Here is a 14,437-nt window from a genome sequence, read left to right as displayed (position 1 = left end):
GGTGTCTCCCGTGAGGAGGCGGGGCGGGTCATCCGCGGCTCCCGGTCGAAGATCAGCCGCATGGAGGCCGGGCGGCACGGGTTCAAGCTGCGCGACGTGGCCGATCTGCTCACCCTCTACGGCGTCACGGACGAGGCGGAGCGAGCCACCCTGCTGACGCTGGCCGAGGCGGCCAACACCCCCGCGTGGTGGCAGGACTACCACGACGTGGTGCCCGCCTGGTCGCAGACCTACCTCGCGGCGGAACAGGCGGCGGCCCTCATCCGCTGCTACGAAGTCCAGCGCGTCCCGGCCCTGTTGCAGACCCGCGACTACGCCCGTGCCGCCATCCGGCTCGCCCACGCTGACGCCTCCGAGGACGAGATCGACCGGCGGCTCGCCCTACGGATGACCCGGCAGCGGATCCTCGACGGCCGGTCGGCGACCCGGCTCTGGGCCGTCATCGACGAGGCGGCCCTGCGCCGCCCGGTCGGCGGCCTCCCGACGATGCGCGCCCAGCTCAGGCATCTCATCGAGATGTGCCGGCACCCGCGGGTCTCCGTCCAGGTCCTGCCGTTCCTCGCCGGCGGTCACTCCGCGGAGAGCGGACCCATGACCATCGTGCGGCTGCCCGGCAGCGAGTTGCCCGACGTGGTCCACCTCGAACGACTCGCCACCGCGCTCTATCCCGACCGGCCCGCCGACGTCGAGTGCTACTGGGACGCCATGAACCGCCTGGTGGTGGAGGCCGAATCGCCGGAGGAGACGCCGACGATCCTCCACCGCATCCTCCAGGAGACCTGACCCGGCGGGCGCCTCGGCCGTCAGGGCTTGCGGGCGACACCGCCGTACTGGTGCACCTCCGCGGGCAGACCCCAGGCGCCGTCGTCGGGGCGCCAGCGCGAACACGAGGCCACGCCCGGTTCGAGCAGTTCCAGGCCGTCGAAGTAGCGGGCGATCTGCTCGGGGCTGCGGAGGATGTAGGGGATCGATCCGCCCTCGTTGTACTGCCGGATCGCCTCGAGGTAGGCCTTGCTGGTGTCGGTGCTGTCGTACTGCACCAGGAAGCTGCCCGACGGCAGCCCGGCCACCAGCCGGCGGACGATCGAGCACGCCTCGTCGTGGTCCTCGATGTGGCCCAGGATGCCCATCAGCATGAGGGCGACCGGCTTGTCGAAGTCCAGCGTCTTCGCGGCCTCCCGCAGGATCGTCTCCGGATCGCGCAGGTCGGCGTCGACGTAGTTGGTGACGCCCTCCGGGGTGCTGGTGAGCAGGGCCCGCGCGTGGGCCAGGACCAAGGGGTCGTTGTCGACGTAGACGATCCGGGACTCCGGGGCCACCCGCTGGGCGATCTGGTGGGTGTTGTCCACGTTGGGCAGCCCGGTTCCTATGTCCAGGAACTGTCGGACGCCCTCCTCTCCGGCCAGGTGGCGGACGGCGCGGGCGAGGAAGTAACGGGCGGCGCGGGCACCGGTCTCGATACCGGGGAAGATCTCCCGGAACGCGTCACCGGCCACCCGGTCTACTTCGTAGTTGTCCTTCCCTCCCAGCCAGTAGTTCCAGATCCGGGCCGACTGCGGCACAGAGGTGTCGATCTTGGGCAGCGGCTCTCGCTCGGAGTTCTCCGCCTGATCAGCCATGGACGCTCCTGTGGGTACGGGATGGTGGAACCACGGATGGTCGAACGCCGGTCGTCGACGTCCACGTTATTCTCCCAGGCGCGGATCATGTGAATCATCCGGCCCAATCACCTTGACCTGTTTGTTTGTTGACGTCGGGTCAGTCCAGTGGGCGCGGTGGTGTCCGAGGGGACCGTGGCGCTTGTTTTGCCGGCTCTTGCATTGCCCGCCCCTTCACCCCCACCTAGCCTGACCCGCGGAGCCGTGGGAAGGACCGGCATGCTGAAGACCGTCCGGGAACAGGCAACAGGTCTCACCAGGGATCAGCGCAACGCCTTCGTCGCCGCCTACCTGGGCTGGGCGATGGACGCCTTCGACTACTGCCTGGTGGTCCTCGTCTACAGCGAGATCGCCGACGATTTCGACGTCTCCCTCACCGACATGGCGTTCCTGACCACCGCCACCCTGGTGATGCGGCCGGTCGGTGCCTTCCTCTTCGGCCTGTGGGCCGACCGCCGGGGCCGCCGGCTGCCGCTCATGGTGGACGTCGTCTTCTACTCGGTCGTCGGCTTCGCCTGCGCCTTCGCCCCCAACTACGCCGTGCTGCTGGTGCTGCGTCTGCTGTACGGCATCGGCATGGGCGGCGAGTGGGGCCTGGGCGCGGCGCTCGCCATGGAGAAGATCCCGGCGCAGCGGCGCGGATTCTGGTCGGGGCTGCTGCAGAGCGGCTACTCGCTGGGCTATCTGCTCGCCGCCGTGGCCTTCCTCGGCATCGAACCGGCCTTCGGCTGGCGGGGGTTGTTCGCCTTCAGTCTGGTGCCCGCCCTGGTCGCCCTCTGGGTGCGCACCCGGGTGGAGGAGAGCGAGGTGTGGGAGAAGAGCGTCGCCGTCAACCGCACCCCCGCCCACCAGGTCTTCAGGAACCCGGCGGTGCTGAAGCGCTTCGTGTACCTGGTCGCGCTGATGACCGCCTTCAACTGGATGTCGCACGGCACCCAGGACGTCTACCCGACCTTCGTGAAGAAGGGCCTCGGCCTGTCCGCGGACACCTCCATCGCCATCGCGATCGTCTACAACGTCGGCGCCATCATCGGGGGCGCCCTGCTCGGCGCCCTGTCCGAGCAGCTGGGACGCCGCCGCACGATCATGATCGCGGCGACCGGGGGCCTGGTCGTCGTGCCCTTCTTCGTGCTGTCCACCACCGTCGGCTGGCTGATGCTCTCCTCCTTCCTGATGCAGGTCTGCGTCCAGGGAGCCTGGGGCGTCATCCCCGCGCATCTGACCGAGATGAGCCCCGACGCCATCCGCGGCTTCTATCCCGGCGTCACCTACCAGCTCGGCAACCTCATCGCCGCCCTCAACCTGCCGATCCAGGAGGCCATCGCCGAGCGGCACGGCTATCCGCCGGCGATCGCCTGGACCGTGGTCCCGGCGCTGGCCGCGGTGGTCGTGCTGAGCGCCGTCGGCAAGGAGGCCAAGGGCATCCGCTTCGGCACCACGGGCACTCATGCCCCGAGCACCGCGGCGGCCGACAGTGGGTAGCCGTCCGACGCCGTGGCTGTTTGAACCGGGCCGGTCGCTGCGGAGAGCATGACGGGGTCGAAAGACTCCGAGAGATTGGTTGGTCCATGAGCGAGGGCTCTCTGCGCGCCGTCACCGTCGAGCGCACCGGTCCGGGCCGGTTCACCGCGACGAACGCCCACGGCGCCACGATCGACTTCGGTACCGGAGACGGTACGGACTTCACCCCCGTCGAGCTGCTGCTCGCCGCGCTCGGCGGCTGCACCGCGGTCGACGTGGACGTGGCCACCAGCCGGCACGCGGAGCCCGAGGCGTTCACCGTCACCGTGAGCGGCAACAAGGTCGGCGACGAGCTGGGCAACCGGATGACCGACCTCGAGGTCAGATTCTCGGTCACCTTCCCGGACGGCGCCTTGGGCGACCGGGCCCGCGCGATCCTGCCCCGCGCGGTCGGCGTCTCCCACGACCGCCTGTGCACCGTCAGCCGCACCGTCGAGCTCGGAACTCCGGTCATGGCGGTGGTCGAGGACGCCTAGACCCTTCAAAAGGACCCGGCTCGCTGCGTGCCGGTGACAAGCGTGTCGTCGCGTGCTGCGTTGTTGTGAGCACTTCCGGATCGTGTGGGTGTCGCGGTCCTACGGTCCGGCTATGAAGACGAGTCGGAGAACAGGAAGGACATGGCGCGGCGCCGCGCTGGCGGCGTTGCTGACCGCGGGCGCGCTCACCGCCGCGGCCCCGCGGGCCCAGGGGGACGGTGCGGCCCGGACCGAGACGGCCGTGGCGTCGACGCACCCGGCCGACGGTGTCGTGGAGACGGTGGTGCGGGTGAAGCTGCCGCTGCCGCAGTCGTTCGGTGCCCGCCCGGAGGCCTGCGACTGGCTGTCGTACCTGCGCTACCGCTCCGCCGACGGGCCGAGCCGGCCGGCCGACGCGGACCGGATCCTGGTGGCCCAGCCGGGCATCCTGGAGGGCACCGGAGCGTTCGACAGCGTCGCCCGCGACACCGTCGCACGGGCCGCGGAAGAGGGGCGGCACATCGAGTTCTGGGCCCTGGACCGCCGCTCGAACTGTCTGGAGGACCGCACGGGCATCGCCTCCGGCGACGAGCACACGGCCGTCGACTACTACTACCGCGGCAAGCAGGTCGCCGGCCGCACCTTCGCCGGGTACGTCGGCAACGGGCAGCTCGGCTGGCTGGCCAAGCTCGGCATCCGGCAGACCGTGCGGGACGAGTACGACCTGCTCACCGCCGAGTTGCCCGACCGGACGCTGCGGGGGAGCAAGGTGCTGTGCGGCGGGCACTCCCTGGGCGGGGTGATCACCGGCTACTTCGCGGCCGCCGACTTCGACGGCGATCCGGCGACCACGGCGGACGCCGGACAGAACCAGTGCGCCGGGTACTTCGCGCTCGACACCACGATCTCCACGTCCCTCGCCGACCTCGGCGGCAGCGTGCCGGGCGACACCAACCTGCCCGACGTAGGCATCGGTTACACCGCCGTGCAGGCCGGACTCGACAGCGGGGTGCTGCCCCGCTCGCTGTCCGCGCCCGTGCTCCTCAACCCCGAGACCATGACCCTGCTCGGCATCGCCGGACTGGGCGCGGTGAAGGCCCCCGACGCGGAGGCGGACCTGCCCTCCTATCTGCCGTCCGACGTCAACATCGAAGCCACCAACCGCTTCCTGTTCTCCCGGGACACCGCCACCTTCCTCACCGGCTCACCGGCCGTGAAGGACTTCCGGCTCACCAACGACGCCGTGCTCGGCGCGCTGCTGGACGACAACTCCGTACCGCTGGCGTTCCTGCAGAGCAGCGTCGGCTTCTTCGACGGCGGGCCGATCGCGGACAAGAACTTCCCGGCAGCCAACGGCAGTTCGTCGCAGCCGCAGCTGTTCGGCGTCGAGTACAAGGCCATTCCCGCCGAGCCGCACGGACCGCTGTACACCTGGCGCGACTACGACCGTGTCGGCGCCGCCGACGACCCCGGACACCGCTCCGCCGACGGCACCCCCTTCACCAGCGCCGCCAAGGAGGTCACCGACATCCGGGAGCTGGCCCGCAGCCTGGCCGAGCAGCCGCTGGACTTCACCGAGCAGTACTTCCCCACCAAGCTGGTCACCGACATCGAGCTCGCCGGCTCCCCGCAGATCAAGCAACTCGTCGTGCACCCCGACGGGTTGAAGGCGAACCCCACGCTCACCGTCCTCGCCGGCGACGGGCTCCTGGCGGGCCGCGTCCCGGCCGGCCTGCACCCGGTGGTCGCCCCCGGCTACCAGCACCTCGACGTGCTGACCGCGGCGCCCGTGCAGAACGACGGCAGGCCCGAGGTGGTGTCCACCAGCCTCGCGGGCTTCGCCGCGGAGCCCCAGTAGGGATCCCCCGAAAAAGCACACATCCGATCGGCCCGGGAGGAGAACCTCCCGGGCCGATCGGCGTCGGCCCGCCCTCGCTCAGACCTTGCCCGCGGCGAAGGTGGCCGCCGCGTCCGCGTCGGCGGTGTAGCCGAGGTGGGCCAGGACGTCGCCGCCGCCGTTCTCGCAGATGGGGTCGCCCTTGGCGCAGAAGTCGATGGTGCGGCTCTGGTAGGTGCCGGTGACGCTCTTGCCGAGGGCCCGGATCGGGTTTCCGAACAGGAGCACCGCGGCGACTCGCGGTTCGACCGCCGCGGGGAGGGCCGCCACGATGGGGCTGCCGACCACCGCTCCGGCGCTGCTGATGCCGATCGAGTTGTCGACGACATTCGCTCCCTGCGAATAGCCGACAAGAACGAAACGCTGATTCGGGCAGGCGGCGGCCTGCGCGTCGACGTGGTTCACCAGATCGGCGTTTCCCTGGGCGGCCGATGTCAGGGAAAGGTCGGCCGGGTAATTCACCGCATAGCTGGAGAGGCTTTTGCCCGTCAGTTTCTTCTGCAGCGCGGAGTACACCGGGTCACCGACGATCAGGCCGAGCGTGCCCGGTTCGAAGGTGCCGCGAGCGGCCACGACGTCGATGTCCGAGCAGGTGGCGGCGGAAGCGGCTGGCTGCGAGAGAGTGGCCAGTCCGGCCCCGCCGGCCAACGAGAGCGCGGCGAGACACGAGCGAATACGCATGGGGATCCTTTGCGGGTCGGGCGCGTGCAGCGCCTAGGGAAAAGGACGATCCCGAAGGTATTCGCGTTTTCTGACGAGGTGTTATGGACGGTGATTCAGGAATGCGCGCTGTTTTTGTTCTGAGGTGAGTCCGCCGCGGAAAGCCGGGAGCCGGTGGCCGCCGAACGCAGGGCGACGATCAGATTCAGGCGGGCGTCGGGGTCGTGCAGGGCGTCCCCGAAGAGCTTCTCCAACTGGCGCAGACGGTAGCGGACCGTCTGCGGGTGGACGTGGAGGCGGGCGGCCACGTCCGGGACGTTGCTGCCGCTGAGGAGCCAGGCCAGCAAGGTCTCGGCGAGACGCGGGCGCTGCCCCTCGGACGCGGCCTCCAGCGGGGCCAGGGCCTGCGCCTCCAGCTGGGCGAGCAGCGGCTCGTCGGCGTGCAGCAGCAGCGTCGAGAGATGGTCGGCGCAGCGCACCACGCCCTGCCGGGGAAGCACCCCGCGGCCCATCAGCCCCAGCGCCCGTGTCGCCCAGCGCAGCGACTGCGCGGCCTCGGTCACCGCGACCGTCGGCCCGATCGCCGCCGGGCGTCCGCGCAGGCCCAGGACGAAGGACCGGCCGCCGAACCGGCCGGAGCCCTCCGGGTCGGGCACGAGCACCCGGGGCGGCCGGGCCTCCATGTCCGCCAGCGCGCCCGGCATCCCCGGCGGCTGATCCGCCGGGTGCGGCTCCGCCGTGGCCGCGAGCGCCACCACCGCGACCCGCGCGGGCACCCGCCAGCGTGCGCCGTGCGCCAGGTCCTGCACGGCCTCCAGGGCCACCGGCCCCTCGCCGAGCAGCAGATCGAGCAGCCGCCTGCGCCGCCGCTCCAGCTCGTGCGTGCTGCGCGACTGCGCCTCTGAGTACCCGGCGGCGGCCGCCTCGGCGACCTCGTGCACGGTACGGAACGCCAGCTCGCCCAGCGCGGCCACCACCGTCGAGTCCAGCCCGAGCTCCTCCGCCGTACGTCCCATCAGCCGCCAGGCATGCAGGCCGCCGACCCGTAAGGCGGACTGCAACGCGTCCAGGCTGCGGCCCTCCAACGCCTCTCCGCGGCCGAGTTCGTAGTACGTCGCCGCGATCGCCGCTCCCTGTCCGCGCGGGTCGGCGATGTGGTCGACGAAGAGGGTCAGCGCCTGCACGACCCCGGCCCGGAGGTTCTCCCGGTAGGCGCCGTCGGCGGGACGCGCGTACTCGGGGACCTGTCTGCGGACCTCCTCCTCCACCTCGTCGGCGACGCGCTCCAGCTGGCCGCGCAGCAACTCGGCGAGTTCGGGCGGAACATGGGTGGCGGCGGGGTCGGTGGGAACGCCGCGGGGTGTGGGGACGGCCACGACGGACACTCCTTTCACCCGGAGACGGCTCACCCACGGGCCGTTGCCCGTGGGACGAGAGGGGCGCCCGTTGGACGGGCGTCCCCTGCGCTCCGTTCCGTGCCCCGGCTGCGCCGACATCACTCCGGAACTCCCAGCGCACCGGCGAGCATCGGCCACGAGGCGGCGAACTCCGCCTTCCAGTAGGCCCAGCTGTGGCCTCCTCCCGCGTAGTAGTGCGCGGTGACCGGGATGCCCAGCAGGGCGAGGGCGTTGGTGAACAGGTGCGCCGAGGGCCACAGGAGGCTCTCCAGTGCCTGGGGCAGCCAGTCACCCACGCCTCCGCCCGTGACACCGCTGCCCTGCGACACGTACAGCGGTGTTCCGCGCAGCCCGGTGGCGCGGGCGCGCGGATTGAAGTCGCGCCAGACCAGCGCGTCGAGGATCGGATTGCCCCACAGCGAGTCCGGCGTCAGGTTCTCGCGGGCCACGATCGCGTCCACCAGGGGCGGCACACCGATCGCCGTGGTGTCCAGGATGCCGCTGTAGGAGGCGGCCGCCTTGAACGCGCCGGGATGCCGCGCCGCGTGCGCCATCGCCCCGTAACCCCCGGTGGAGACGCCCGCGACGGCCCGCACGCCGGACGCCCGGTAGTCGCGGGCCAGCATGGCCGGAACCTCCTGCAACTGGAAGGTCTCGTAGTCCGGACCGCCGCGCCAGACGCTCGGGATGCCCGTGGGGCCCGCGTCCGGCATGGCCACGATCAGCTCACGGCCCTCGGTGAACGCCACGATGTCCGTCTCCCGCGTCCAGGAGGTGTAGTCGTCGTGGGCGCCGTGGAGGAGATAGAGGACGGGGTAGGTCCGGGCGGTCTGCGTGGCGAAGTCCGACGGCAGGATCAGCCGGACCGGCGCGCTGCGGCCGAGCGCGGCGGAGGAGACGGACACATCGAAGGTGCGCGGCCCCACCTGGGTCGCGGCCCGGGCGGATCCGGTGGCGGCCGTGACGCCGAACAGGGCGGCCAGTCCCGTGACGGCCGCGGCCCTGGTGACGGCACGGCGGGACATTCCGGCGGGGTGGTGCGGCATGGCGGCTCCTCAGTCCGGTTGGGCGGGTCTCGCGAGGACCTGCCGCAGATGTGCGGCGATCTCGTCGACGTGCGGCGGGTCGAGCAGCGACAGATGGTGTCCCGGGACCTCGACCACCGTCAGGTCCGGGCACACCGCGTCCCAGCCGAGGGCGGCGTCGTCCCGTTCGTAGGCGGGGTCGCGCACGGTGTGCGGGGCGGGCTCGGTGGCCCGGTACAGCACCACCGGCCCGTCGTAAGGACCGGGGCGGTGGGCCTCGCCGACCCTCAGGTCGAGATAGGAGGCGCGCTGGTGCTCCAGCGCGGCGGCCGGCACGTCGGCGGCCTCCCGCAGCACCCGCAGCACCGTGTCGATGCGCTCGCCGTCGTCATCCATCGCCACCAACTCGTCGTACCGCAAAGGGAGCCGGACTCCGTAGGTGTCGGCGACGTGCCGGGCGAACCCGGTGAGGTGCGCGCGGATCCGGTCGGCCGGGGTGACACCGGGGCGGGGGAGCGGCCGTACGGAGTCGATGAGCGCGACGAGCTCCACCTCCCGTCCGTCGGCGGCGAGTTGGCGTGCCGTCTCCTGGGCGAGGAACCCGCCGAAGGACCAACCGGCCAGCACACAGGGGCCGCTGGGGTGCTCGGCGGTGATCGTCTCGGCGTAACGGCTGGCCCTCTCCCGGACGGTACGGGCGTCCTCGATCCGCTCCAGCGCGTGCACCGGGCGGTCGTCCCCGAGCCGTTCGGCGAGTGCCCGGTAGACGCCGGCGGGGGCGCCGGCCGCGGGGAACAGGAACAGGGGCGATTCGCCCGGCACGGACTGCCGGACGCGGTCGGCCACGTCCGCGACCGTTACGGCTCCCAGCAGATCACGCAGCGGGAGTTCGACCCGGAACTCCCGCTCCAGGGCGGTGCGGATGCGGACGGCCATCAGGGAGTCCAGGCCGAGGTCGGCGAGGGCCGTGGCCGGGGTGATGCGGGCTGCCGGATGGCCGGTGACGGCGGCGATGTGCCGGCCGAGTCGCGCGGCGACGGAGGCGGACGTGTCCCCGGAAGGCGCGGTGGGCTCCGTCCATCGGTCGCTCGCCGGCGCCGTGGCGGGTGTCCGGCCGTCCGTCCACCAGTAGCGTGCGTGCCGCCAGCGCGGCGCGGGCAGGTCGATGACCCGGCCGGGCGGCGGGGGCAGGGGCAGGCCCGCGGCGTACAGGGCGCCCAACTCCCCGAGAAACGCGGCGGATCCGTCCGCGTCGCGCCGCAGGGTGCCGACGGCGAGGGCGTCGGGCACATTGTCCGTGACGGACCGCGCCAGCACCGGGTGCGGTGAGACCTCGACGAACACGCCGTGGCCGTCGGCCGCGGCAGCCGCGAGCGCCCGGTCCAGACGCACGGGCCGACGCAGGTTGGCGGCCCAGTGTGCCGCGTCGAAGGCGCAGTCGCCGCGCGGGTCGTCGAGGACGGTGGAGTACACCGGGATGCGGGGAGGCCGGCCGCGCACGTCGGACAGGGCGTCGGCCAGGTCCGGCAGCAGTGGATCGACCTGGGGTGAGTGCCCGGCGCCGACCACCCGCATGGACCGGGCGACCCGCCCCTGCTTCTCCAGCCGTCCCACCAGCCGGGCGACGGCGGGCTCCGCACCGGTGACCACCTTCTGCCGGGGCGAGGAGTGGACGGCCACCTGTACGCCTGGGAAGTCCCGCTCCAGCAGGGCGAGTTCGTCGTCGTCGATGTCGACGACGGCCATCGCGCCGCCCTCCAGCCTGCTGAGGAGCCGCGCCCGTACGGCGATCACCCGGGCGGCGTCCGGCACGTCCAGCGCGCCGGCGCAGACGGCGGCGGCCACCTCGCCCATGGAGTGGCCGATGACCCCGACCGGTTCCACCCCGTGGGAACGCCACAGTTCGGCGAGGGCCAACTGGATCCCGAACAGGGCCGGTTGGGCGACCTCCAGGCGGTCGAGACCGTTCCCGGAGATCAACTGGTCGCGGAGGGAGAACCCGAACTCGCCGGCCGACTGCGCGTCGAGCTTCTCGACGGCCGCCGCGAAGCCCGGGTCCTCGCTCAGCAGCCGGCGCCCCATGCCGGCCCACTGGCTGCCGTACCCGGAGAACACCCACACCGGACCCCGCCCCACGCGGTCGCGGTCACCGGTGATCAGCCGCTCATGCCCCTGCCCTCGGGCCAACGCGCCCAGCGCGTCCGCAAGTTCGTCCGGGCCGTGTGCGGCGACGGCGGCCCGTACGGGACCGCGCCCCGCCCGTCCCGCCAGGGTGCGCGCCACATCGGCCGGGCGCGCTCTGCCGCCCTCCGGCGAACGGAGCCACGCGGCGAGCCGGCCCGCCGTGTAGCGGACCCGCTCGGTGTCGACGTCGGACAGCAGGTACAGATGGGCGGCGGACTCCTGGGCCGGGAGGGAGTCGACCGGCCACTCCTCCAGCACCGCGTGGGCGTTGGTGCCCCCGAAGCCGAAACCGGAGACCCCCGCCGTCGCGGTGCCGCCGTAGCGCGGCCACGGCTCGGGCTCGGTCACCACGCGCAGCCGGGGGTCCGTGAGCGCGCTGCCGTCCGAGCAGTGCAGCGAGGGCGGGATGCTGTCGTGGTAGAGGGCGAGGACCGTCTTCACCACTCCCGCGATGCCCGCCGCGGACTCCAGATGACCGAGGTTGCCCTTGACCGAACCGAGCAGCAACGGCTGGTCGGGATCCCGGTCCGCGCCCAGGACGGCGCCCAGCGCCCCCGCCTCGATCGGGTCGCCGAGCGGAGTGCCGGTGCCGTGCGCCTCGACGTAGTCGATCCGGGCCGGTACCAGGTCGGCTCGCCCATAGGCCGTCGCCAACAGGGCTTGTTGAGCTGCCGGGTTGGGTGCCAGCAGCCCGTTGGAGCGGCCGTCGGAGTTCACGGCCGTGGCCCGGACGACGGCCAGGACGCGGTCGCCGTCCCGTTCGGCGTCGGACAGCCGCTTCAAGAGGACGGCCGCGCAGCCCTCACCCCGCCCGATGCCGTCGGCCGACGGGGAGAACGGCTTGCAGCGGCCGTCCGGCGCCAGCGCGCCCGCCCGCTCGAACGCGACGCCGACGACAGGTGACAGCAGCGCGTTGACCCCGGCGGCGATCGCCGTGTCGCACTCACCGGTGCGCAGGCCGGCACAGGCGTGGTGCAGGGCGACCAGGGAGGACGAACAGGCCGTGTCCACCGCCATGGTGGGACCGCGGGTGTCCAGGACGTACGCCAGTCGTCCCGCCGTCACGCTCAGGGCCGCGCCCGCCGGGGCCCAGGGATCGACGGCGGCCGGGTCGGCGCCCGTGAGCCTGCCGTACTCGGGGACCGAGACGCCGACGAAGACGCCCGTCGCCGTGCCGGCCAGGGAGGACACCGGGACGGCGGCGTGGTCGAGGGTCTCGTGCACGACCTCCAGCAGGATCCGCTGCTGCGGGTCCATCACCGCGGCCTCGCGCGGTGTGATCCGGAAGAAGTCGGCGTCGAACCCGGCGATGTCGTCGAGGTAGCCCCCGTACGCGGGCGCGTCCGCGGGCGGGAAGGCCGTGAAGTCCCGCCAGCGGTCCTCGGGGACGCGGCCGATGGCGTCCACGCCGTCGCACAGCAGTCGCCAGTAGTCGGCCGGGCCGCGCACTCCGCCGGGCAGCCGGCAGCCGACGCCGATGACCGCGACCGGTTCGTCCAGCACCGGGGAAGGGGTCACAACCGGGGTCTCCTGCGGGGCTGTTCGGCACAGGTGGGCCACGAGAGCGTCCCCGGTCGGCGCCTCCCACAGCAGGGTCGGCGGCAGCTCACGGCCCACCAGCCGGGACAGCTCCCCGGCCAGCACCACGGCGTCCCGGGAGGCCATGCCGAGGTCGGCCAGCGGCCGGTCCATCGGCACGTCGGCGGCGGTGCTGCCGGTCCAGGCGGCCACCCGTTCCGCGATCAGGCGGCGCAGCACGCCCTCGTCGGCGGCGCTCACCGAGCGGTCCCGGCCGCGTAGGCGCCCTCCAGATACCGGGTCCGGGTCAGCGCCCGGGACACCTTGCCGCTGGACGTCCGGGGCACCGTGCCCGGCGCGACCAGCACGACGTCCGCCAGCCGCAGCCCGTGCCGTGAGGAGACCGCCGAACGCACGGCCCGTACCAGGCCCGGCAGGTCGATGTCGGCGAGGGTCGTGGTCCGCGCGTGTTCGGCGACGACGACCACCCGCTCACCCGCCCCGCCGGGCACGCCGAAGGCGGCGAGCCGGTCGCGCCGCACCGCCGGATGCGTGTCCTGGACGGTGGCCTCCACGTCCTGCGGGTAGTGGTTGCGGCCGTCGACGACGATCAGGTCCTTCAGCCGCCCGGTGACGATCAACCGGCCGTCCAGCACGGTTCCCAGGTCGCCGGTGCGCAGCCAGCCGCCCGGTGCGGCCCCGGCGAGGGCGGCACCGAAGACGCGCCGGGTCTGCGCCTCGTTGTTCCAGTAACCGCGCCCCACGTTCGGGCCCCGCACCCAGATCTCGCCGACCTCCCCCTCGGACAGCGCGGCACGCGAGACCGGGTCGACGATCCGCACCTGCTGCCCGGCCGGGGTGCCGCAGCCGGCCAGCAGCACGGCTCTGGGGTCGTCCGGCCGGGCGGGCAGCGCCTTGCCGTTGGCCAGCGCGTCCCGGTCGAGGGCGAACCGGGCGAGCGGCTCGCCGGGCCGGGCGGCGCTGACGAAGACGGTCGCCTCGGCCAGCCCGTACGACGGACAGTGGACGCCGGCGTTCAGCCCCTGGGCGGCGAAGGCCGCGTGGAAGCGGTCGGCGGTGCCGGGCCGTACCGGTTCGCTGCCGTTGATCAGCGCGGCGATGCCGTCCAGCCGCAGATCCGCCTTCTGCGCGTCGGTGACGGCGGAGGCGCAGTAGTCGTAGGCGAAGTTGGGCGCGGCGCTCACCGCGCGCGGATGAGCGGTCAACAGCCTGAGCCAGCGCGCCGGTTCGTGCAGGAAGGCGGCCGGGTCCATCAGGACGGAGAGCAGGCCTCTTACGGCGGGGGCCGCGACGCTCAGCACGAGGCCCATGTCGTGGTAGAGCGGCAGCCAGCCCACGCAGGTCACCGGGTGCGTGTCGGCGCCGTAGGCGCTCAGGGCCTGCTGGGCGTTGGCGACGACATTGGCGTGGGTGATCTCCACGCCGGCCGGGGTGCGGGTGGAGCCGGAGGTGTACTGCAGGTACGCGGTCGCCTCCGGGTCCGCCTCCGGTGCCCGCCAGTCCTCGGCGGTGGCGTCGGGAACCTGGTCGGCCGCGATGACCGGGACCTCCGCGCGCTCGCAGAAGTCCGTCACCTCCGCCAGCACCCGGCTCGTGGTCAGCACGGCTGCGGGCCGGGCGTCGGCCAGGACCGCGACGAGCCGGTCACCGTGCCCGGGAAGACCCGGCGGATACAGCGGTACGGCGACCAGCCCGGCGGTGAGCGCGGCGAGGAACCCGGTGATGTAGTCCGTGCCCTGCGGGCACAGCAGCGCGACCCGTTCACCGGGTCCGGCCTCCTGGGCGAGCCGGGCGGCCAGGGCCCGGACGCGGGCTTCCAGGCGGCGCCAGGTCAGGGTGCGGTGCACGCCGCGCGACCCGGGGGCGGGGTGCTCGACGAAGGTGAACGCCCTGCGGTCGGGGGTCGTTTCGGCCCAGTGCCGCACGTACTCGGGCAGAGTCCGGTACGCGGGCGCGAGCGGGGGGCGGCGGCTGTCCATCGGGCGTGGCTCCTCACATCGCTGTCGGTGGGGGCGGAGCGGGGTGGTGCGAAGGACGCGGAGAGTTCTCGCGGGCACGCGGCCGATTCAGAGCGGTCAGAGCTGTCAGAGCCCCCGCGCTG

Annotated in this window: 10 protein-coding genes; 4 read left to right on the top strand and 6 right to left on the bottom strand. The window is 72.8% G+C overall.

What is annotated here, in order from left to right; all coding sequences use genetic code 11:
• On the top strand, nucleotides 1–783 hold a 783-nt coding region (locus GRC12_RS15180; protein WP_208779771.1), incomplete at its 5' end, for a helix-turn-helix domain-containing protein.
• Between the two features lie 20 nt (nucleotides 784–803).
• On the opposite strand, the gene GRC12_RS15175 is transcribed toward GRC12_RS15180, so the two are convergent.
• Nucleotides 804–1,619 carry an SAM-dependent methyltransferase gene (locus GRC12_RS15175; RefSeq protein ID WP_208779770.1) on the bottom strand — a complete coding sequence of 272 codons (816 nt, stop codon included), beginning with the start codon at nucleotides 1,617–1,619 and terminating at the stop codon, nucleotides 804–806.
• 258 nt (nucleotides 1,620–1,877) lie between these two features.
• Between GRC12_RS15175 and GRC12_RS15170 the strand changes: the two genes are divergently transcribed.
• From GRC12_RS15170 to GRC12_RS15160, 3 genes are all read left to right on the top strand, one after another.
• A complete protein-coding gene (locus GRC12_RS15170) occupies nucleotides 1,878–3,140 on the top strand; it encodes an MFS transporter (protein WP_208779769.1) in 1,263 nt (420 codons plus the stop codon).
• 86 nt (nucleotides 3,141–3,226) lie between these two features.
• Nucleotides 3,227–3,655 carry an OsmC family protein gene (locus GRC12_RS15165; RefSeq protein ID WP_133046883.1) on the top strand — a complete coding sequence of 143 codons (429 nt, stop codon included), beginning with the start codon at nucleotides 3,227–3,229 and terminating at the stop codon, nucleotides 3,653–3,655.
• A gap of 112 nt (nucleotides 3,656–3,767) precedes the next feature.
• Nucleotides 3,768–5,492 (top strand): hypothetical protein, encoded by a 1,725-nt coding sequence (locus tag GRC12_RS15160; RefSeq protein WP_208779768.1) that lies wholly within the window; start codon nucleotides 3,768–3,770, stop codon nucleotides 5,490–5,492.
• A 78-nt stretch (nucleotides 5,493–5,570) separates the two neighbouring features.
• Here GRC12_RS15160 and GRC12_RS15155 read toward each other — a convergent pair whose 3' ends face one another.
• The 5 genes from GRC12_RS15155 to GRC12_RS15135 form a co-directional block, all read right to left on the bottom strand.
• Nucleotides 5,571–6,212, bottom strand: a complete 642-nt coding sequence (locus tag GRC12_RS15155; protein WP_208779767.1) for a cutinase family protein — start codon at nucleotides 6,210–6,212, stop codon at nucleotides 5,571–5,573.
• 95 nt (nucleotides 6,213–6,307) lie between these two features.
• Entirely contained in the window at nucleotides 6,308–7,567 is a 1,260-nt protein-coding gene (locus GRC12_RS15150) for a PucR family transcriptional regulator (RefSeq protein ID WP_208779766.1), read from the bottom strand.
• A gap of 119 nt (nucleotides 7,568–7,686) precedes the next feature.
• The gene (locus GRC12_RS15145) at nucleotides 7,687–8,634 is read right to left on the bottom strand and encodes an alpha/beta hydrolase (RefSeq protein WP_208779765.1); all 948 of its coding nucleotides are present in this window, start codon (nucleotides 8,632–8,634) and stop codon (nucleotides 7,687–7,689) included.
• A gap of 9 nt (nucleotides 8,635–8,643) precedes the next feature.
• A complete protein-coding gene (locus GRC12_RS15140) occupies nucleotides 8,644–12,576 on the bottom strand; it encodes a type I polyketide synthase (protein ID WP_208779764.1) in 3,933 nt (1,310 codons plus the stop codon).
• On the bottom strand, nucleotides 12,573–14,315 hold the full coding sequence (locus tag GRC12_RS15135) for a fatty acyl-AMP ligase (protein ID WP_208779763.1): 1,743 nt from the start codon (nucleotides 14,313–14,315) through the stop codon (nucleotides 12,573–12,575). Before GRC12_RS15135 ends, GRC12_RS15140 begins: the two co-directional genes overlap by 4 nt.
• Nucleotides 14,316–14,437 lie beyond the last annotated feature (122 nt).

The sequence above is a fragment of the Streptomyces griseorubiginosus genome, assembly GCF_017614965.1.
Taxonomy (GTDB): Bacteria; Actinomycetota; Actinomycetes; order Streptomycetales; family Streptomycetaceae; genus Streptomyces; species Streptomyces griseorubiginosus_B.
The sequence above is the reverse complement of the archived record's forward strand: the minus strand, read 5'-3'. Positions and strand labels throughout refer to the sequence as shown.